The sequence below is a fragment of the Nocardia sp. NPDC051833 genome, from assembly GCF_040681225.1.
Classification (GTDB): Bacteria; Actinomycetota; Actinomycetes; order Mycobacteriales; family Mycobacteriaceae; genus Nocardia.
On sequence record NZ_JBFAYK010000001.1, the window covers coordinates 477036 to 496845 of the forward strand.

18 protein-coding genes are annotated in these 19810 nt (G+C 70.8%); 3 read left to right on the forward strand and 15 right to left on the reverse strand.

Features of this window, described 5'->3' with window-relative positions:
• Positions 1 to 158 precede the first annotated feature (158 nt).
• The 3 genes from AB0L91_RS02200 to AB0L91_RS02210 all read right to left on the reverse strand — a co-directional run bounded on the left by AB0L91_RS02200 (position 159) and on the right by AB0L91_RS02210 (position 4203).
• Entirely contained in the window at positions 159 to 2429 is a 2271-nt protein-coding gene (locus AB0L91_RS02200) for a polyribonucleotide nucleotidyltransferase (protein WP_355277786.1), read from the reverse strand.
• Positions 2430 to 2803: 374 nt separating this feature from the next.
• A complete protein-coding gene (gene rpsO, locus AB0L91_RS02205; protein ID WP_019048089.1) occupies positions 2804 to 3073 on the reverse strand; it encodes a 30S ribosomal protein S15 in 270 nt (89 codons plus the stop codon).
• Positions 3074 to 3234: 161 nt separating this feature from the next.
• A complete protein-coding gene (locus tag AB0L91_RS02210; RefSeq protein WP_355277789.1) occupies positions 3235 to 4203 on the reverse strand; it encodes a bifunctional riboflavin kinase/FAD synthetase in 969 nt (322 codons plus the stop codon).
• Between the two features lie 69 nt (positions 4204 to 4272).
• On the opposite strand from AB0L91_RS02210, the gene AB0L91_RS02215 reads away from it, so the two are divergent.
• Entirely contained in the window at positions 4273 to 5040 is a 768-nt protein-coding gene (locus tag AB0L91_RS02215; RefSeq protein WP_355277791.1) for a metal-dependent transcriptional regulator, read from the forward strand.
• 1 nt (position 5041) lies between these two features.
• Here AB0L91_RS02215 and AB0L91_RS02220 read toward each other — a convergent pair whose 3' ends face one another.
• Entirely contained in the window at positions 5042 to 5869 is an 828-nt protein-coding gene (locus AB0L91_RS02220; RefSeq protein ID WP_365006929.1) for a hypothetical protein, read from the reverse strand.
• Between the two features lie 144 nt (positions 5870 to 6013).
• Entirely contained in the window at positions 6014 to 6862 is an 849-nt protein-coding gene (locus AB0L91_RS02225) for a helix-turn-helix transcriptional regulator (protein ID WP_365006930.1), read from the reverse strand.
• A 184-nt stretch (positions 6863 to 7046) separates the two neighbouring features.
• Here AB0L91_RS02225 and AB0L91_RS02230 point away from each other — a divergent pair, with 184 nt between their 5' ends.
• Positions 7047 to 7244 (forward strand): hypothetical protein, encoded by a 198-nt coding sequence (locus AB0L91_RS02230; protein ID WP_365006931.1) that lies wholly within the window; start codon positions 7047 to 7049, stop codon positions 7242 to 7244.
• 44 nt (positions 7245 to 7288) lie between these two features.
• Here AB0L91_RS02230 and AB0L91_RS02235 read toward each other — a convergent pair whose 3' ends face one another.
• The 6 genes from AB0L91_RS02235 to AB0L91_RS02260 form a co-directional block, all read right to left on the reverse strand.
• Complete coding sequence (locus AB0L91_RS02235) at positions 7289 to 7711, reverse strand: EF-hand domain-containing protein (protein ID WP_365006932.1); 423 nt, start codon at positions 7709 to 7711, stop codon at positions 7289 to 7291.
• Between the two features lie 154 nt (positions 7712 to 7865).
• A complete protein-coding gene (truB, locus tag AB0L91_RS02240; RefSeq protein ID WP_365006933.1) occupies positions 7866 to 8798 on the reverse strand; it encodes a tRNA pseudouridine(55) synthase TruB in 933 nt (310 codons plus the stop codon).
• Positions 8798 to 9469 (reverse strand): 4'-phosphopantetheinyl transferase Npt, encoded by a 672-nt coding sequence (npt, locus tag AB0L91_RS02245; protein ID WP_365006934.1) that lies wholly within the window; start codon positions 9467 to 9469, stop codon positions 8798 to 8800. Before npt ends, truB begins: the two co-directional genes overlap by 1 nt.
• 153 nt (positions 9470 to 9622) lie before the next feature.
• Positions 9623 to 10579: a metallophosphoesterase gene (locus AB0L91_RS02250; protein WP_365006935.1), complete on the reverse strand. Its 957-nt coding sequence runs from the start codon at positions 10577 to 10579 to the stop codon at positions 9623 to 9625.
• A gap of 113 nt (positions 10580 to 10692) precedes the next feature.
• Complete coding sequence (locus AB0L91_RS02255) at positions 10693 to 11826, reverse strand: lipase family protein (protein WP_365006936.1); 1134 nt, start codon at positions 11824 to 11826, stop codon at positions 10693 to 10695.
• Positions 11827 to 11927: 101 nt separating this feature from the next.
• Positions 11928 to 13271 (reverse strand): MATE family efflux transporter, encoded by a 1344-nt coding sequence (locus AB0L91_RS02260; protein ID WP_365006937.1) that lies wholly within the window; start codon positions 13269 to 13271, stop codon positions 11928 to 11930.
• 275 nt (positions 13272 to 13546) lie between these two features.
• Here AB0L91_RS02260 and AB0L91_RS02265 point away from each other — a divergent pair, with 275 nt between their 5' ends.
• Positions 13547 to 14725, forward strand: coding sequence for an MFS transporter (locus AB0L91_RS02265; RefSeq protein WP_365006938.1), 1179 nt, complete (start codon positions 13547 to 13549; stop codon positions 14723 to 14725).
• A 135-nt stretch (positions 14726 to 14860) separates the two neighbouring features.
• Here AB0L91_RS02265 and AB0L91_RS02270 read toward each other — a convergent pair whose 3' ends face one another.
• The 4 genes from AB0L91_RS02270 to infB all read right to left on the reverse strand — a co-directional run bounded on the left by AB0L91_RS02270 (position 14861) and on the right by infB (position 19711).
• Positions 14861 to 15859 carry a bifunctional oligoribonuclease/PAP phosphatase NrnA gene (locus AB0L91_RS02270; protein WP_365006939.1) on the reverse strand — a complete coding sequence of 333 codons (999 nt, stop codon included), beginning with the start codon at positions 15857 to 15859 and terminating at the stop codon, positions 14861 to 14863.
• A 5-nt stretch (positions 15860 to 15864) separates the two neighbouring features.
• Complete coding sequence (gene rbfA, locus AB0L91_RS02275) at positions 15865 to 16314, reverse strand: 30S ribosome-binding factor RbfA (RefSeq protein ID WP_355277821.1); 450 nt, start codon at positions 16312 to 16314, stop codon at positions 15865 to 15867.
• A gap of 19 nt (positions 16315 to 16333) precedes the next feature.
• The gene (locus AB0L91_RS02280) at positions 16334 to 16627 is read right to left on the reverse strand and encodes a DUF503 domain-containing protein (protein WP_355277864.1); all 294 of its coding nucleotides are present in this window, start codon (positions 16625 to 16627) and stop codon (positions 16334 to 16336) included.
• A 93-nt stretch (positions 16628 to 16720) separates the two neighbouring features.
• Complete coding sequence (gene infB / locus AB0L91_RS02285; protein WP_365006940.1) at positions 16721 to 19711, reverse strand: translation initiation factor IF-2; 2991 nt, start codon at positions 19709 to 19711, stop codon at positions 16721 to 16723.
• Positions 19712 to 19810 lie beyond the last annotated feature (99 nt).

Sequence of the window (19810 nt, forward strand, 5' to 3'; positions counted from 1 at the left end):
TGTGTCGGGCAACACTATGTGAAACAACGTTGCATCAACGTTGCATCACAGTGATTCACACCACTTTTCCGCGCGCGGGGCGTCCCCCGGACACGACGAAACCCCCCGCCGCGCGAGACGACGAGGGGTTTCGGTGGTCGGTACGGCTACCGGCGCGGTTACTCCGCGGCGGCGTCCTCGGCCGGGGCGGCCTCGGCGGCCGGGGCCTCTTCCTCGACGGGGACCAGCGAGATCTTGCCGCGGTTGTCGATGTCGGCGATCTCCACGCGCAGCTTGTCGCCGACGTTGACCACGTCCTCGACCTTGGCCACGCGCTTGCCCTGGCCCAGCTTGGAGATGTGCACCAGGCCGTCGCGGCCCGGCAGCAGCGAGACGAACGCGCCGAAGGCGGTGGTCTTGACGACCGTGCCCAGGAAGCGCTCGCCGACCTTCGGCAGCTGCGGGTTCGCGATCGCGTTGATCGCGTCGATCGCGGCCTGCGCCGACGGCCCGTCGGTCGCACCGACGAACACGGTGCCGTCATCCTCGATGGAGATGTTGGCGCCGGTGTCCTCGGTGATCTGGTTGATCATCTTGCCCTTGGGCCCGATGACCTCGCCGATCTTGTCGACCGGGATCTTGATGGCGGTGACGCGCGGGGCGTACGGGCTCATCTCGTCCGGGGTGGCGATGGCCTCGGCCATCACGTCCAGGATGGTGGTGCGGGCGTCGTGCGCCTGGTTCAGCGCGCCGGCCAGCACCTGCGAGGGGATGCCGTCGAGCTTGGTGTCCAGCTGCAGGGCGGTGACGAAGTCGCGGGTACCGGCGACCTTGAAGTCCATGTCGCCGAAGGCATCCTCGGCGCCGAGGATGTCGGTCAGCGCGACGTAGCGGACCTCGTCCTCACCCTTGTCGTTGGTGACGGTGTCCGACACCAGGCCCATGGCGATACCGGCGACCGGCGCCTTCAGCGGCACACCGGCGTTGAGCAGCGACAGGGTCGAGGCGCACACCGAACCCATCGAGGTGGAGCCGTTGGAGCCCAGCGCCTCCGAGACCTGACGGATGGCGTAGGGGAACTCCTCCTGCGAGGGCAGCACCGGCATCAGCGCACGCTCGGCGAGCGCGCCGTGGCCGATCTCGCGCCGCTTCGGCGAACCGACGCGACCGGTCTCACCGGTGGAGAACGGCGGGAAGTTGTAGTGGTGCATGTAGCGCTTGGTGGTCTCCGGGCCGAGCGAGTCGACCTGCTGGGCCATCTTCACCATGTCCAGGGTGGTGACGCCCATGATCTGGGTCTCTCCACGCTCGAACAGCGCCGAACCGTGGGCGCGCGGGATCACGGCGACCTCGGCGCTCAGCGCGCGGATGTCGGCCAGACCACGGCCGTCGATGCGGAAGCCGTCGGTGAGGATGCGCTGACGCACCAGCTTCTTGGTGACCGAGCGGAACGCCGCGCCCAGTTCCTTCTCGCGACCGGTGAAGTCCTCACCCAGCCGCGAGAGGACGTCCAGCTTGATCTCGTCGATCTTGGCCTCACGGGCCTGCTTGTCGGCGATGCTCAGCGCCTCGTTCAGCTCACGCTTGGCGGTGCCCTCGACGGCCTCGAACACGTCGGCGGCGTACGGCGGGAAGAGCGGGAACTCCTCGGTGGGCTTGGCGGCCAGGGTCGCCAGGTCCGACTGCGCGCGGCACAGGCGGGCGATGAACGGCTTGGCGGCCTCGAGGCCCTCGGCCACGACGGCCTCGGTCGGCGCCTGCGCGCCGTCCTCGATCAGGGCGATGACCTTGTCGGTGGCCTCGGCCTCGACCATCATGATGGCGACGTCACCGGTCTCGGTGACGCGGCCCGCGACGACCATGTCGAACACGGCGCCCTCGAGCTGCTCCACCGTCGGGAACGCGACCCACTGGCCACCGATCAGGGCGACGCGCACGCCGCCGACCGGGCCGGAGAACGGCAGGCCGGAGATCTGGGTGGACGCCGAGGCGGCGTTGATGGCCACCACGTCGTAGAGGTCCTGCGGGTCCAGGCTCAGCACGGTGACCACGACCTGGATCTCGTTGCGCAGGCCGTCGACGAACGACGGGCGCAGCGGACGGTCGATCAGGCGGCAGGTCAGGATCGCGTCGGTGGAGGGGCGGCCCTCGCGACGGAAGAACGAGCCGGGGATGCGGCCCGCGGCGTACATGCGCTCTTCGACGTCGACCGTCAGCGGGAAGAAGTCGAACTGGTCCTTGGGGTGCTTGCCGGCGGTGGTCGCCGACAGCAGCATGGTCTCGTCGTCCAGGTAGGCGACGACGGATCCGGCGGCCTGCTTGGCCAGACGGCCCGTCTCGAAGCGGATGGTGCGGGTGCCGAAGCTGCCGTTGTCGATCAGCGCGACCGACTCGAAAACACCGGGCTCGACCTCGACCGCGGTCGAAGTACGTTCAGTTGTCTGCGTCATTTTTCTTCTCTCGACCTCTCGTCTCGCCGGAGCGCAGCACCATCTGGGCGCGAACCAGCTATTCGTCAGCCGTACCGGACACGGACACGTGGGAACCCTCCTGGCTGCCACGCGCAGCACCCGGCCGGATCCCCTTGGAAGCGGCGACGCGGAGGCGGTCATCGATCGAAGCCCGACGGCGGCGGGAATTCGCCAGCCGAAAGGCCACTACCGAAGACCGACGCCACGCGGACGGATGCATACGGCTGTCACATGTTGTAGTGCACGCGGAAACCCGATGGTCGCCGAATACACGAATAGCCAACGAGAAGAAGTGTACTTCTTCCCATTGGCTACTCGCCGACCGCCTCAGCGGGGAGGCGTGTCGAAGCAGATCAGCGGCGCAGGCCGAGACGCTCGATGAGCGAACGGTAGCGCTCGATGTCCTTGGCCTGCAGGTACTTCGACAGGCGACGACGACGACCGATCAGGGCCAGCAGGCCGTGCCGGGTGTGGTGATCGTGCTTGTGCTGCTTCAGGTGCTCGGTCAGGTCCGAGATCCGCTTCGACAGCAGCGCGATCTGCGCCTCCGGCGAGCCGGTGTCCTTCTCGTGCAGGCCGTACTCGGCCAGGATGGCCGACTTCTGCTCAGTGGTCAGCGCCATGCGGCATCGACTCCTATTTCTCAGGGCTCATCCCCGCTCGCGCGAGGAATACCGTTGGACTGCGCTCGAAGCCTGGACAAACCAGGTGGGCGCCACCGCAGACCGCAGCAAACCCGAGGATCGACTGTACCGGAGCGCTCGAGCGCGGGCCGAACCGGGTGTCAGGCGTCGGCGGCGGTGAGCACCTTGCGGGCGTTCTCGACGTCGCGACCCATGGCCTCGACCAGGTCGTCGATGGTGTCGAACTTGCGCATCCCGCGCAGCTGCTCGACGAAATCGACCGCGACGTGCTGGCCGTACAGATCGGCCTCACCGTCGAGGACGAACGCCTCCACGGTGCGCGAACGCCCCGAGAAGGTGGGGTTGGTGCCGACCGAGATCGCGGCCATCGCCCGCTCGCCGGGTTCGACGGTGCCGATGGTCGGACCGGGCCCGAGCACGGTGAACCAGCCCGCGTACACGCCGTCGGCCGGGATGGCCGCGTGCATCGGCGGGGCGACGTTGGCGGTCGGGAAGCCGAGCCCGCGGCCGCGGCCGTCGCCGTGCACGACGACGCCCTCGACCCGATGCGGCCTGCCCAGCGCCTCGGCGGCGGCCGCCATGTCGCCCGCGTCGACGCAGGCGCGGATGTAGGTGGAGGAGAAGGTGACGGCGTGCTCGCCGAGCAGGGTGACGCCGTCGACCTCGAAGCCGAAGCGGGCGCCCAGATCGCGCATGGTGTCGACGGTGCCCGCGGCCTTCTTGCCGAAGGTGAAGTTGTCACCGACGACGACCTCGGTGACGTGCAGCCGCTCGACCAGCAGGTCGTGGACGTAACCGGCGGGGGTGAGCTTCATGAAGTCCTGGGTGAACGGCATCACGCAGAACACATCGATCCCGAGTTCCTCGGCGAGCTCGGCCCGCCGGGTCAGGGTGGTGAGCTGCGCGGGATGGGAACCGGGCCGGACCACTTCCATGGGATGCGGATCGAAGGTCATCAGAACCGAGGGAACATCACGCTTCTTCGCCGCGGCCACCGCACGGCTGATCAGCTGCGCGTGCCCGCGATGCACGCCGTCGAACACGCCGATCGTGAGGACGCAGCGCCCCCAGTCGGCGGGCACATCGTCGAGACTTCGCCATCTCTGCACAGAGCGAAGCCTACGCAACGTTATTCGCCGGCGCCGTGCCGGTCCGCCGATGTGTCATTCGGGCCAGGGATGCCTAACATCAATGATGTGCCAGGTAAACGAGATGTCGCTACCCGCCGAGCGTCGACAGCGCCCGGTGAACAGGCCGAACTCGCTGCCACCGCGACGCTCGCGCCCGAATTGTCCGCGGTGGCGCAGGACTATCTGAAGGTCATCTGGACCGCGCAGGAGTGGTCACAGGAAAAAGTGTCGACCAAGCTGCTCGCCGAGCGGATCGGCGTGTCGGCCTCGACGGTGTCCGAGGCGGTGCGCAAGCTCGCCGATCAGGGCCTCGTCGAGCACGCCCGCTACGGCGCGATCACCCTCACCGAGCACGGCCGCCGCGCCGCCGTCGCCATGGTCCGCAGGCACCGGCTGATCGAGACGTTCCTGGTGAACGAGCTCGGGTACGGCTGGGACGAGGTGCACGACGAGGCCGAGGTGCTCGAGCACGCGGTCTCGGAACTGCTGATGACGCGCATCGACGCCAAACTCGGCCACCCCGACCGCGATCCGCACGGCGACCCCATCCCGTCGGTCGACGGCGCGGTCCCCACGCCCCCGGCGCGACGCCTGTCCGACTTCGCCGCGGGCGAATCCGGCCGCGTCGCCCGCATCTCCGACTCCGACCCCGCGATGCTGCGCTACTTCGACTCGGTCGGCATCGCCCTCGACACCGTGATCGCGGTCGAGGAACGCCGCGACTTCGCCGGCACCATCGCGGTCCGCATCGCCGCCGCCGAGGCGCCGACCGAGCTGGGAACCCTCGCCGCCGAAGCCATCTGGCTGACGGCCTAGCTCAGCAGGAGAAGTAGTGCCGCAGGGTGTCGGGGACACCGGCGGCGCTCGCCTCGGCCCAGCACGTGTCGTGCGGGAACTGGACATAGGTGGCCCAGGTGCCCGTGGCGCGGGTGATGATCCGCTGGTTGTCGCCGGGGCTGTCCCAGGACACGACCGCCCAGCGCCCGTCGCAGTGCGAGATGGTGGCGACCGGACCCGCGTCGACCCCGAGTTCGGTCTCCACGGTGGCCTCGGCGCAGGCGGACGCCGGTGCGGTGTCCTGGAAGCGCAGGTTCCCGGTGACGGTCGCGCCCGCCTCGACCAGGAACAGCGAGTGCATGCCCTCGGGGACCGGGTTCGTGCCGGCGGGCGCCGTCATGCCGAAGTGGTAGCAGCCCGTCGCCGCGGTGAAGACGGCCAGCCCGGCGGCGTCGGTGACGCCCTCCTGGCGCTGCGTCTCGGTGGTCTCGCCGACGGGAATGTCGTGGCCTGCCGGATCGCACGGCTGCTGGAGCGAAAGCCGCACGGGCACACCGGGAACCGGGACCCCGGACAGGGTCGCCGTCCGCAACACGACGGTGCCGGTCGCGGGCGTGGGCGGCGGCGTGGTGCGCGCGGACGTCGGCGCGGCGGAGGTACCGACCGGCGGGCGGGTCACCGGCGGCGGGCTGGTGACCGGCGCCTCGCTCGGCGGCACGATGACGGGTGGCCGTGACGTGCTGGTCACGGTGCTCGGCCGCACCGAACTCGACGCAACCACCGACTGCGGACCATCACCCCCACACCCCGCGAGCAGCAATGTCACGCCGGCGACCACGCCGATCCAGGTCTTCCGCAGTGCGGCCATGGCCCACCCCTCCGTAGCCGAGAGCTATTCGTCCTGGCTATCGCGAGAGGTGGCTGTGGTGTTAACCACGGTCCAGTACCCCTGACATCGCGGCCGCGCCCTCAGCGCGACAGGAAGTCCAGCAGCACACGGACGGCAGACGGCCTAGCCCTGGTTGAGGTCGAGGAACTCCGCCAGCGGTGTCGAGACCGACCACATCTGCTCGAAGTTGACGATGTAGTAGCCGACGAAATTACGGTCGGTGACACTGAATCCGTTCAACTTCTGCCGCCCGCCGCCGGAGAAGGCAAGGAAGGCAACGGTGTCGTCGAGCAGCGCCATGCTGACACCGTCGACAACCGCGGACCAGTCGATGACATTCGCCTCGTAGGACAAGATGTCGGCAGTCTGGTCTCGATGACTGCGCAACCAGTCGAGCATGCTGGGCACGACGACGCCGTTGCGGGTCGGCGCCGCGATCACCCGGCGCGCAGACCGCTGTTCGTTACCGCAGCTGCGAGCCCAGTCCAGGACGGCCTCGAAATAGTCCGCCGAGGCACTCGATGCGAACGATGTCGGCGGGTGGGCTCGCAAATAGGTGCAGCGGATTTCCTGCGTCGCCGCCCGAACCTGTCGCGCTGCGGCGGAGTAGAACTCGGGGTTGTCCCGGTACCAGGTGGTGGAGATGAGGTTGGTCGAGGTGTCCTCGCGCACAAGGACATCGGCGGGTCCGGAGCCGTAACGCTCGGCATCCCGGTCGGCGCGGGTCTGTTCCCACAGGCTCTGCCACTCCCGCAACCCGGCCGCGTTCTCGGCGAGGGCAGGCTCGCACGCGACGACCAGCGCCTCGGTGTGACGCCAGCTGGGAAAGCGGTTGCCGCTCAACCAGTCCGCCACCATGGCCCGGCTGATCATCATCCGCCCCGCCAGAACCTGCTGGGTCGGGTTGCCGAACCGCTCACGGTGGGCCCGTAGTTTCGCTGCGAACCGATCCGTCGCGGTCCGATCGATCATGAAGCATCACCCCTGCCGCCATGATGCCCTTCGGTGTCGGCAGATGTCGACAAATGTCGACGCGAGCGTCGACGCGGTGCCGCCGTCGCGCGATCCCGTCGGCAGGTGTCGACCTGGTGCCGTCACCACGGCGGCGTCCCGACCATGGGAATCACCGCACCCTCCTACCCGAACGGTGGCACCCATGAAGATCCTCTTCCGAATCCAGTTCACCGAGCGCCTCGCGTTGTCGGCGGGCTTGCTGATCGCGATCGCGTTGTTCGCGATGCCGGAGCAGGCAGCCGCGCGATGTCCGGACATCGATCCCGGCGTGGCGTTGTTCGTCGTCGCCACGATGCTCTTCGCCCGTACCGCCGCTTCGTCTGTGCCGCAGCGGGCATAGCCGAAGCCGTCCGGGTCGTGTGACGGCGGCCCGGGCAGGCGCCCTCAGCGCGACAGGAAGTCCAGCAGCACACGGAATTCCGTGAGCGAGAGGTAGCCGTCGCCGTCCTGATCGGCGGCCGCGAGCAGGTCGGCGGCCGGTTCGTCGATGCGGCCGCCGCCGACGTGGCGGATCAGCGAGTCCAGTTCGCTCACCGAGATCCGGCCGTCGCCGTTGACGTCGAAGACCCGGAACGCGGCGTCGGCGTCGGTCACCTCGATGCGGCCATCGACCACGGCGGCGTCGAATTCGGCGCGGGAGACCAGGAAGTCGCCGTTGGTGTCGGCCGCGGCGACCAGGCGTTCGATCGCCGCGCGGTCGACCTCGATACCGGCGGAACGGATGCCGGTCGCGATGTCGTCGACCGACACCAGCCCGTCGCCGTCGCGGTCCCACAGCGTGAACGTGTCGACCGGCTCTGTACTCATCTCGCTACCCTTCCCCCGGTCGGCGATATCCGCACGCCGACCGTCACCGCCACTCTACGGAGGCGGCAGCGACGACGTCCGGCGAGCCGGGCGGCGGTGACCGCGCCCGCGGGTACCCGCCGCCGAACGCCGACGCGGCGCAACACCTTCGGTGTCAGTCGCCGATGCCCTGGGGACGGACCACCATCACCGAGGCCGCCCGCTTGCCGCTCTCCTCGAGCAGCGCGATGGCCCGGCCCGCCGGGTCGATGGCGGCGTAGACACCCGCCAGCCCGATCGGCGCGAGCCAGCGGCCGTTGCGCAGGTCGTTCGCCTGGGACTCGTCGATGTCGCGGTGCGGGAAGGCCGTGCGGACCGCGGTGTCGATATCGAGGCTGAGCAGCGGCTGTTCGGCTTCCGCGGCGGCGGCCAGCTGCTCCAGGGTGCGGGCGTGTTCGAGGGTGAACGGGCCGACCCTGGTGCGGCGCAACGCCGTCAGGTGACCACCGACGCCGAGGGCGGCGCCGAGATCGCGGGCCAGCGCGCGGATGTAGGTGCCCGAGGAGCACTCGACCTCCACGTCCAGGTCGACGAACTCGCCGTCGGCGACGTCGCGGCGAGCCAGGATGTCGAAGCGCGACACCGTCACCGGGCGGGCCGCGAGCTGCACTTCCTCCCCCGCGCGGGCGCGGGCGTAGGCGCGTTCGCCGTCGACCTTGATGGCGCTCACCGTGGCCGGGATCTGCGCGATGTCACCGGTCAGCGCCGCGACACCGGCCGCGATCTCGGCATCGGTCACGTGCAGCGCCGGGGTGGTCGCGGTGACCTCGCCCTCGGCGTCGTCGGTGATCGTGGCCTGGCCGAGCCGGATGGTCGCGGTGTAGGCCTTGGTGGTGAGGATCAGCTGACCGAGCAGCTTGGTCGCCCGTTCCACGCCGAGCACCAGCACGCCGGTGGCCATCGGGTCGAGGGTGCCCGCGTGCCCGACCTTCTTGGTGCGCAACAGCTTCCGGCTGCGCGCGACGACATCGTGACTGGTCCAGCCGCCGTCCTTGTCGACGATGACCAGGCCGCCCAGCGGGTCCACCGCGGGGGTGCGCGCGCCCATCAGCCGTGCGCGATCGCGGTCAGGATCAGCCCGTCGGCGATCATCCAGCGGCCGTCGAACGAGGTCAGCGGGGTGCCGCCGTCGTTCGTCGTCCCGGGAACCAGCAGTCGCGTGTGGAACGTACCCGTGCCGGAATCGGCGGTGCGGGAATCGATCTCGAAGGTGATGTGTGCGTCCTCGAAACCGAGCCAGCGCAGCGTCAGCGGGAACCAGGCCTTGTAGGTGGCCTCCTTCGCGCAGAACAGCAGGCGGTCCAGGTGCAGGCCGTCGGCGGGCGCGGTGGCCAGCCACTCGCGTTCGGCGGGCAGGCTGACCGAGTCGAGCACACCCTCGGGCAGCGCGCCGTGCGGTTCGGCGTCGATGCCGACCGAGCGGAACCGCAGCGCGTGCGCCATCGCGGCGGCGCGGTAGCCGTCGCAGTGGGTCAGGCTGCCGACCACACCGCGCGGGAACAGGGGCATGCCCCGCTCCCCCTTGCCGATCGCCACCGGCGGCTCGCCGAGTTGCTCGAGCGCGAGGCGGGCACAGTGGCGGGCGCCGATGAAGTCGCGCCTGCGCTTCTCGACCGACTTGGCGATGAGGTGCTCCTCGGCGGGATGCGCCTTCAGGTCCTCCGGGTACGCCAGCAACTCGGCGGCGGCAACGCCCGAGGGCAGAATGTTGTCAAGCATGTCCCGCCTCCCCGCGATTTCCGGCCGGACTCGGGTGGCCGACCGGTGTGTTCGGCGGCCTGCGGTGGTGCATCGGGGCGAGTGCGCCCGTGCCCGGTGAGTTACCCATGTTCATCACCAAATCAGTGGTCGAGGCTCGAAGCAAATCTCTGGTCAGATGCCGCGGCGACGGTCGGCCTTGGCCCGCATCTCGGCAGCGGCGGCCTCCATCTCGGGCGTGACGGTGAAGTGGCCGCCCCAGGCGTTGAGGTCGCCGTCGGCGTAGACGGGTTCGGGCAGGATCTGGCGCAGCAGGGGCTCCGGCATGCCGCGGCGCTTCCATTCGCGGGGGTAGCCGAGGGAGACCTCTTCGAAGCGGACGCCGTCGTAGAAGGTGGTGCGCGGGATGTGCAGGTGGCCGTAGACCGAGCAGACCACGTTGTAGCTGGTGTGCCAGTCGGCGGTGAGATCGGTGCCGCACCACATCGAGAACTCGGGGTAGAACAGGATCTCGGTGGGCTGGCGGACCAGCGGGAAGTGGTTGACCATCACCACCGGGGCATCGGGGCCCAGCGCGTCGAGGCGGCGCTGGGTGTACTGCACGCGGGCGTGGCACCAGGCGTCGCGGGTGAGGTACGGGTCGGGGGTCAGCAGGAACTCGTCGGTCGCGACGACATTGCGTTCCCGCGCCACGGCCAGCCCCTGGGCCTTGGTGGTGGTGCCCGCGGGCAGCCACGAGTAGTCGTAGAGCAGGAACATCGGCGCGATGGTGACGCGGCCGCCGTACTGTTCGGCGCCCGAGCCGGTCCACACCGGATACGGGTCCTCCGGGGTCACCACGTCGAGGTCGCGGCACATCGAGACCAGGTAGTCGTAGCGGGCGGCGCCGTGCATCTGCACCGGGTCCTTGGGCGTGGTCCAGAGCTCGTGATTGCCCGGCACCCAGATGACCTTCGCGAACCGGCCGCGCAGCAGCTCCAGCGCCCAGCGGACCTCTTCGGCCTTCTCGCCCACGTCACCGGCGACGATCAGCCAGTCCTCCGGCGAGTCCGGGTGGATCTGCTCCACCACCGGTTTGTTGCCCTGATGCCCCACGTGCACATCACTGACCGCCATCAACTTCGGAATCACCTGTCCACAGTGGCACACCCGTGAACCGGCGCCCGCGCGGGTTCGCCCGTTCCGATCGCGCGGTCGTCGGCGACCAGCGGATCCAGCGGTCCGGGGACGCCGCCGTCGGGCCGTCAGACGCGGAACAGCCCGGCGACGAAGGACACCACCTGTGGTCGTGCCTGGGCGTCGATCTCGGGGTGCCCGCCCGGATACTGGCCGAATTCCACCGCGGTGCCCGCCGCGCGCATCTGCGCGAGCAGGGTGTAGGTCATCGGCAGCGGGACCACCGTGTCGGCGGCGCCGTGCACGATCAGGATGGGCTGGCGGTAGCCGACCGTGGGGACCACCATGTAGTCGCGCAGGGCCGCGCCGATGCCGTCGGCGTCCACCGGGCGGGCCAGCAGCGCGCCGATCGACGCGCCGTCGACCACCTGGCCGAAGTCGGCGACGCAGCTGGTGGCGATCGCGTCGACCACCTCCCGGCCGCGCGGGCTGAGCAGGCCGTTCACATCCAGGTCGGGGCGGGCGGCGCGCAGCCCGGCGAGGATGCCCGCGAACGGGCCGACCAGCTCGTCCACGATCGGCAGATTCGGCACCCGCGGGTCGAGCCGGGACAGGACCTGTTCGAAGTTGGATTCCGGTGCCAGCGCTACGGTGCCGCGGAAGTCCAGTTCGGGCGCGTAGTCGCCGGCCAGATTGCCGGTGGCCAGCGCCGCGTGGCCGCCCTGCGATCCGCCGACCACAGCCCAGGTAGCCGAGAGGTCCGGCTCGGCCGCGCGGGCAGCGCGGACGAGGTCGATCGTCGCCGTGGCCTCGGTGCGGGTGTGCAGGTAGGGATGCACGGTGTCGGACCCGGCGGACAGTCCGAGGTAATCCGGCGCAACCACGGCCCAGCCGCGATCGAGGAAGGACTGCAGCAGCGGCTGCTCGTGCACCGCCTTGTTCGTCGTGATGCCGCACTGCGGGCCGAGGCCGCTGGTGCCGTGGTCCCAGGCCACGACCGGGTAGCCACCCGCGGGCGGCGGCGAGTCCGGCAGCAGCACGAGCCCGGCACCGTTGATCAGTCCACCGGTCGGCCCCTCTGTGCGGTAGTCCACGATCGCCGCGCGCGACCAGTTCCCCCAGCCCGCGGGCTGATCGATGTGCCCGAGCAGGGTGCCCGCCCCGTCGGGCGCCGCGTGCGCCGTCGGCACTGCGAGCCCGAGCCCCGCGAGCAGGACGGCGGCACCGACCGCCGCTCGGAGACCGATACTCCTGGACTTCACGCCACGCACTACGTCGCCTCCATCGTCGGCTCGAGGTCCTCCGTGCCGACGGTAGTGCGAACTCGCCGTACCAGGTATCGCTGTGACGAGCGCCACTCCGGCTAGGCGGCCCCCGTCGGGACGTCGGCGCCGACGCGGGCCCAGCGACCGGACCTGGCGCGGGCGACGACCGCGAGCAGACGCAGGAGCATGAACGCCACCAGCCCAGACCAGATACCCGCGACGCCCCAGTCGAAGACCAGGGCGAGCCAGATCAGCGGCAGGAAGCCGACCAGGGCGGCGACCAGCGTGGCGGTGCGGAGGAAGGCCGCGTCGCCCGCGCCGAGCAGGACGCCGTCGAGCGCGAAGACGGCGCCCGCCACCGGGATCATGGCGACGAAGAACCACCAGATGACGTGCGTGCGCTCGAGGACCTGCGGGTCGTCGGTGAACAGCAGCGGGATCACCCCCGCCCCGGCGGCGAAGCAGGCGGCCAGGACCAGCGCGAAGATCACCGACCAGCCCGTCACCCGCCGGGCGATCCCCTTCGCGCCCCGCGCGTTGCCCGCGCCGAGCGCGGCCCCGACGAGGGCCTGGGCCGCGATGGCCAGCGAATCCAGGGTCAGCGCGAGGAAGTTCCACAGTTGCAGCACCAGCTGATGGGCGGCGACCGAGGCGGCGCCGAAGCGGGCGGCGACCGCGGCGGCGGAGATGAAGCACGCCTGGAACGACAGGCTGCGCACGATGAGATCGCGGCCGAGGACCAGCTGGGCCCGCATCACGGCGGGAACTGGACGCAGCGAGACCCGTTCGCGCAGCAGCGCGTAGCCGAACAGGCCGCCGGTCACGAGCTGACCGACCACATTGGCCACCGCCGACCCCGCCAACTCCAGGCGGGGCGCCCCGAGCAGCCCGTACACCAGCACCGGGCACAGCACGGCCGACAGCGCCAGTCCCGCCACCACGTACATCAGCGGACGGCGCACATCCTGCACCCCGCGCATCCAGCCGTTGCCCGCCATCGACAGCAGGATCAGCGGCACCCCGAACAGGGCGATCCGCACCCAGCCCAATGCCTCGTCCGCGATCTCGCCGCCACCGGCGATCGCGGCGCACAGCGGCCCCGCGAACAGCTGCACCACCAGCAGGATCAGCACACCGATCGCCGCGCCCACCCAGCTGGCCTGCACGCCCTCCGCGACCGCGCCCGCCCGATCCCCCGCGCCGTGCCGCCGCGACGCGCGCGCGGTGGTGCCGTAGGACAGGAAGGTGAGCTGGGTGCTGACCGACCCCACGATGACCCCACCGACCGCGAGCCCGGCCAGGGCCAGCGCCCCCAGCCTGCCGACGATCGCCATGTCGAACAGCAGGTACAGCGGCTCGGCCACGAGCACGCCGAGCGTGGGCAGCGCGATCCCGAGAATCCGCCGCGGCCCCACCTCGGCGTCCGGATCAACCGTGGACATCAGGCTCCGCCTCCCCGTCGATGGCGCCCGAACCGGCGCCCGCCACCGATGCTCGCACACCCGTCGCGACCCGATCCCGCGCCGCGACGAGCGCCGGACCACGGGCCCGGCGCGGGGCCGGACCGGACACGGCCGGTGCGGAACCGGACGATCCCGGCGAAATCCCTGGTAAATGTCGCGGCACCCGACGCCACCGGCGATACTGGTCACTCGCCCAGTCAGGGCGGACGCAGCGCGACCCCTCCGGTTCGCCCCGAGCTCTCAGGACAGCATCCATGGCGTTTGTACAGCGGTGGCGCGTGATCACGGCGTTCGCCCTCGTGGGGGCCGCGACCCAGGTCGTGTGGCTCAACTACGCGCCGGTCACCACGGTGGCGGCGGCCCATTTCGGGGTGTCGGAGTCGGCGGTCGGCTGGCTGGCCAATATGTTCCCGCTGCTGTACGTGGTGCTGGCGATCCCCGCCGGCATCCTGCTCGACCGCTGGTTCCGGCCCGCCCTGATCGCGGGCGCGGCGCTCACCGCGATCGGCGCCGACCTGCGCCTGCTGCACGACAGCTTCGCGATGGCGCTGGCCGGTCAGACGATCGTGGCCGTCGCGCAGCCGCTGGTGCTCAACGCGATCACCGGCGTCGCGGGGCACTATCTCGACGAGAAGGACCGCCCGACCGGCATCGCGGTCGGCACCGCCAGCACCTTCGCCGGGATGGCGGCGGCCTTCGTGCTCGGGGCGATCTTCCCCGCCGAGAGCCAGCTGTGGACGCTGACCGCCCTCGGCGCGGGGTTCGCCACCGTGGCGGCGGTGCTGCTCACCGTCGAACTGCTGCGGCCGGGGCACGGCGCGGCGCCCGTGCGTCCCACGGGCGAGCCGGAACCCCCGCTCGCCGCGCTGCGCGCGACCCTGGGCGACCCGTATGTCCGCCGCCTGTGCGCGGCGGTCTTCTTCCCGTTCGGCACCTTCGTCGCGCTGGCCACCTACGGTCAGGCGCTGCTCGAACCCGCCGGGGTCAGCGCGGATGCCGCGAGCATCGTGCTGCTGATCAATGTCGTGGCCGGGGTCGTCGGCTGCGCGGTGGTACCGGTCGCGGTGCTGCGGCGCGGTGTCGAGCTGCCCGCGGTCATGGTCGGGCTCACCGCCAGCGCGCTGGCCTGCCTGCTCGTCGCCGTGGCGCCCGGGCTCGCCACCGGGTTCCTGGCGTTCGTCCTGATCGGCCTCACCCTGCTGCCCGCCCTGCCGATCGTGCTCACCATGACCGAGCGTCACACCGGGGTGGCCGAGGGCACCGCGGCGGGGCTCATCTGGATGACCGGCAATCTCGGCGGCCTCGTCGTCGCCGGGGCCACCGGCCTGCTCGTCGACCGACCGGCACTCGCGTTCGGATTGTGCGCTGTCGCAACGATTCTGGGCGTACCCCTCGTCCGGCGGCTGCGCCGCGAGCCGGTTCCGGTCGGCTGATCAGCGCGACCGGCCGCGCACCGGACTGTCGGCACGCCGGTCACCGGCCTCGGCCGGGTCGATCGGCCTGCCCGCCGGTTCGGATCTCCTCCGAGAACGGTCCGGCACGTCCGGGGACGGCAGACGGCGCCGCGCTCAGCCGAGCGCGGTGACCAGCGCCTGCACCACGTCGGCGGCGTTGCCATACGTTGTGTACCCCGCCGCGAACCGATGTCCGCCACCACCGAATCCACTGGCGATCGCGGCGACGTCCACGCCGTCGGCGGCACCCGGCGCGGAATCGCGCGAGCGCAGCGAGACGGTCCAGCGGTCGTTCTGGCCGCGGGCCTCCTTGAAGACGGCCGCGATCCCGGCCTCGGCGGTGGTGCGGACGACGTCGATGACGCTCTCCACCTCTTCGGGTCCCACCTCGTGGGTATCGGCGGCCCGCACCAGCGCGTAGACCAGCCCCACCCCGGCCGCCGAGGGCACCACGACCGCCGTGGACAGCACCTTCGACAGCATCGGCAACCACGCGTACGGATGCGTGTCGAGCAGGACGCGGGTGATCTCGGCGCCATCGATCCCGGTCGCCAGCAGCCGTTCGGCCAGGGCATGACTGCCGGTTCTGGCCCAGCGGAACGACCCGGTGTCGGTGACCAGCCCCGCGAACAGGCAGTGCGCGATGGCGGCGTCGATCGGGATGCCCCACGCGTCGAGCAGCCGGGTGACCAGCTCCGTGGTCGAGGCCGCCGACTCGTCGATCAGATCGACGGTGCCGAACCCGTCGTTGGCCCGGTGATGGTCGATGACCAGCGTCGTCGCGGCCCCGTCCAGCCGGTCGGCGAGCACGCCGAGCCTGCTGCGCGCGCCGCAGTCGACGACGACCAGCAGGTCGACCTCGGCCGGTACCTCGGCGGGCGGCACCAATAGATGCCCGCCGGGCAGCGTCCGCAGCGAGGCGGGCAGTTCGACGGGCTCGGCGAAGGACACCACCACCGGCACGCCCTTGCGTTCCAGTGCCAGCGCCAGCGCGAGCCCGCTGCCGATGGTGTCGGCGTCGGGCTGCACGTGACAGAGCACCGTCACCGCCCGCGCCGTCGCCAGAGCGGCGACGGCGGCGGCCGGCACGGTCGCGTCACGGACGCTGGTCATCGGGGTTACTCGTCGCCGTCGTCGTCGCGATCGGACTTGTACGGGTCGGCCTCACCGGCGTGCGTGGCGTTGGCCGCGACCTTGGCGACCTCGTCGTCGATGGCGCGAGCCCGGGCCAGCAGCTCTTCCATCTCGCGGGCCGCGTCGGGCACCTTGTCCAGCGTGAACGACAGGATCGGGGTGAACTTCACCCCGGTACCCGCACCCACCTTGGACCGCAGCACGCCCTTGGCCGCGTCCAGACCGGCGGCCGCGGCCGCGTAGTCGGGTTCGGCGTCGAGCGTCTCGCCCATCACCGTGTAGAACACCGTTGCCTCGCGCAGATCGCCGGTCACCTTGGCATCGGTGACGGTGACGAACCGCAGCCGCGGATCCTTGATCTCGTACTCGATCGCGGTGGCCACGATCGCGGAAATCCGCTTGGCGAGTCGGCGTGCCCTGGCTTGATCCACCATGGGTCTGTCCTCCTCTGGTCTAGTCTTCGGGTCCGAAGATCCGGCGGCGTACTGCCAGCAACTCTATCTCCGGACGGGCGGCGACGTGCCGCTCACACTTGTCGAGCACCTCGTTCAGGTGACTCGTTTCCGCGCTGACCATGGCGACACCGAGCAGGGCCCGGCGATGCAGATCCTGGTCACCGGCCTCGGCGGCGTTGACGGCGAAGCGCTTCTGCAGCTCGGCGAGAATCGGGCGGATCACCGACCGCTTCTCCTTGAGCGAGTGCACGTCACCGAGCAGTAGATCGAATTCGAGCGCACCGATGTACAGCGGTGCTCACCTCCTGGTAGATGGATGGATTGCCCGCATGACCACACGCCGCACCCGAGGTGTCGGGTGCGGCGTGTGGAACGGTGTGCGTGATCAGTCGCGCGGCTTCTCGCGCAGCTCGTACGCCTCGATGATGTCGCCGTCCTTGATGTCGTTGTAGGTCACGGTCATACCGCACTCGTAACCTTCGCGGACCTCGGTGGCGTCGTCCTTCTCCCGCTTGAGCGAGGAGATGGTCATCGTCTCGGCGATCACCCTGCCGTCGCGGATCAGGCGCGCCTTGGCGTTGCGCTTGACCGAGCCCGACAGGACCATGCAGCCGGCGATGTTGCCGACCTTCGACGAACGGAAGATCGCGCGGATCTCCGCCCGGCCCAGCTCGACCTCTTCGTAGATCGGCTTGAGCATGCCCTTGAGGGCCTTCTCGATCTCGTCGATGGCCTGGTAGATCACCGAGTAGTACCGGATGTCGACGCCCTCGCGGTTGGCCAGCTCGGTGGCCTTGCCCTCCGCACGGACGTTGAAGCCGATGATGATCGCGTTCGAGGCCGACGCCAGGTTGACGTTGGTCTCGGTGACGCCACCGACACCGCGGTCGATGACGCGCAGACGCACCTCGTCGTCGATCTCGATGCCGAGCAGGGCCTCTTCGAGGGCCTCGACCGTACCGGAGTTGTCGCCCTTGAGGATCAGGTTGAGCTCCGAAGTCTCCTTCAGGGCGGCATCCAGATCTTCCAGGCTGATCCGCTTGCGGCTGCGCGCGGCCAGTGCGTTGCGCTTGCGCGCATTGCGGCGGTCGGCGATCTGGCGAGCGATCCGGTCCTCGTCGACCACGAGCAGGTTGTCGCCTGCGCCGGGCACCGAGGTGAAACCGATGACCTGGACGGGCCGCGACGGCAGGGCCGCCTCGACGTCGTCGCCGTGCTCGTCGACCATGCGGCGCACGCGACCGTAGGCGTCGCCCGCCACGATCGAGTCGCCGACGCGCAGCGTGCCGCGCTGGATGAGCACGGTGGCCACCGGGCCACGGCCGCGGTCGAGGTGCGCCTCGATGGCGACACCCTGGGCGTCCATGTCCGGGTTGGCCCGCAGGTCGAGCGAGGCGTCGGCGGTCAGCAGGACCGCTTCCAGCAGCGCGTCGATGTTGGTGCCCTGCTTGGCCGAGATGTCGACGAACATGGTGTCGCCACCGTATTCCTCGGTCACCAGGCCGTACTCGGTCAGCTGCTGCCGGATCTTGTCCGGGTTCGCGCCTTCCTTGTCGATCTTGTTGACCGCCACCACGATCGGCACGTCGGCCGCCTGGGCGTGGTTGATCGCTTCCACCGTCTGCGGCATGACGCCGTCGTCGGCCGCGACCACGAGGATCGCGATGTCGGTGGCCTTCGCACCACGGGCACGCATGGCGGTGAACGCCTCGTGACCCGGGGTGTCGATGAAGGTGATCAGGCGCTCGTCGCCGTTGAGATCGGTCAGCACCTGGTAGGCACCGATGTGCTGGGTGATGCCACCGGCCTCGCCCTCACGGACGTTGGCCTTACGGATCGTGTCCAGCAGTCGGGTCTTACCGTGGTCGACGTGACCCATGACGGTCACGACCGGCGGACGCTGCTCGAGGTCGTCCTCGCCGCCGGCGTCCTCGCCGTAGGTGAGATCGAACGATTCCAGCAGCTCGCGGTCCTCGTCCTCGGGGCTGACGACGTGCACGACGTAGTTCATCTCGCTGCCGAGCAGCTCGAGGGTCTCGTCGTTCACCGACTGGGTCGCGGTGACCATCTCGCCCAGGTTGAACAGCGCCTGCACGAGAGCGGCCGGGTTCGCGTCGATCTTCTCGGCGAAGTCCGACAGCGACGCGCCGCGGGCGAGCCGGATGATCTCGCCGTTGCCACGCGGCAGCCGCACGCCACCGACGGCGGGCGCCTGCATGTTCTCGTATTCGGCGCGCTTCGCCCGCTTCGACTTGCGGCCACGACGCGGAGCGCCACCGGGACGACCGAACGCACCGGCCGCGCCACCACGGCCACCGGGACCACCCGGACGACCGCCGCCGCCACCGGGACGACCACGGAAGCCACCGGCCGCGGGTGCACCGGCACCCTGACCTGCGCCGGGGGCACCGCCACCGCCACCGCGGTAGCCGCCACCGCCGCCACCGGGACGACCGGCGCCACCGGGCGCGCCGCCCGGACGACCCGGACGGCCACCGGCCGCCGGACCCGGACGCGCGGAGCGCTGGGGCATGGCACCGGGGTTCGGCCGCGGGGGCATCGAGCCCGGGTTGGGGCGCGGGCCACCGGGACGCGGGGCACCGCCCTGCGCGGCGGCCGGACGCGGACCACCCTGGCCCTGGCCGGGACGGGGACCGCCCTGACCGGGAGCCGGACGCGGACCACCCTGGCCGGGAGCCGGACGCGGACCACCCTGACCCGGCGTCGGCCGCGGGCCGCCCTGCGGGGCGGGACGCGGGGCCGGACGCTCACGATCCGGGGCGGAGCTGAACGGGTTGTTGCCGACGCGCGGGGTCTTCGGGCCCGGCTTCGGGCCGGGACCGGCCGGACGCGGGGCCGGAGCACCCGGGGCCGGCTGACCCGGACGGGCCTGACCGGCGGCGGGCTGACCCGGACGCGGTGCGCCGGGGGCCGGACGCGGACCGGGCGCGGGGGCACCGGCCGGCTTCGCGGCGGGCGCCGCCGACTGCGCGGCGGCCGGGGTCGGCCGAGCGGCCGGAGCCGGCTTGGCCTCGACCGGAGCCGACTCGGCGGCCGGAGCCACCGGGGCCGCGGGGGTCGCGGCGGCGGGCGCCGCCGGAGCCGGACGCGGACCGGGACGGGGGCCGCCACCGGGAGTGGGCTTGGCGGCCGGACGGGCCGCCTGGGACGGACCGGGACGGGCCGCCGGCTTCGCGTCGCCCGCCGGGGCGGACTTCGACGCGAGCGATTCGCGCAGGCGACGGGCGACGGGTGCTTCCACCGTCGAGGACGCCGACTTCACGAACTCGCCCTGCTCCTTGAGCTTCGCGAGTAGTTCTTTGGACGTGACACCGAGTTCTTTGGCCAACTCGTGCACGCGGGCCTTGCCTGCCACTGCTCTCCTCACTGAGAGGCCGAGCAGCGCCACCGTGTAAGGGGACGGCGGCCCGCACGACCTCGGGTTATCTCCGATGGACGTTCATCGTTGGTGCTT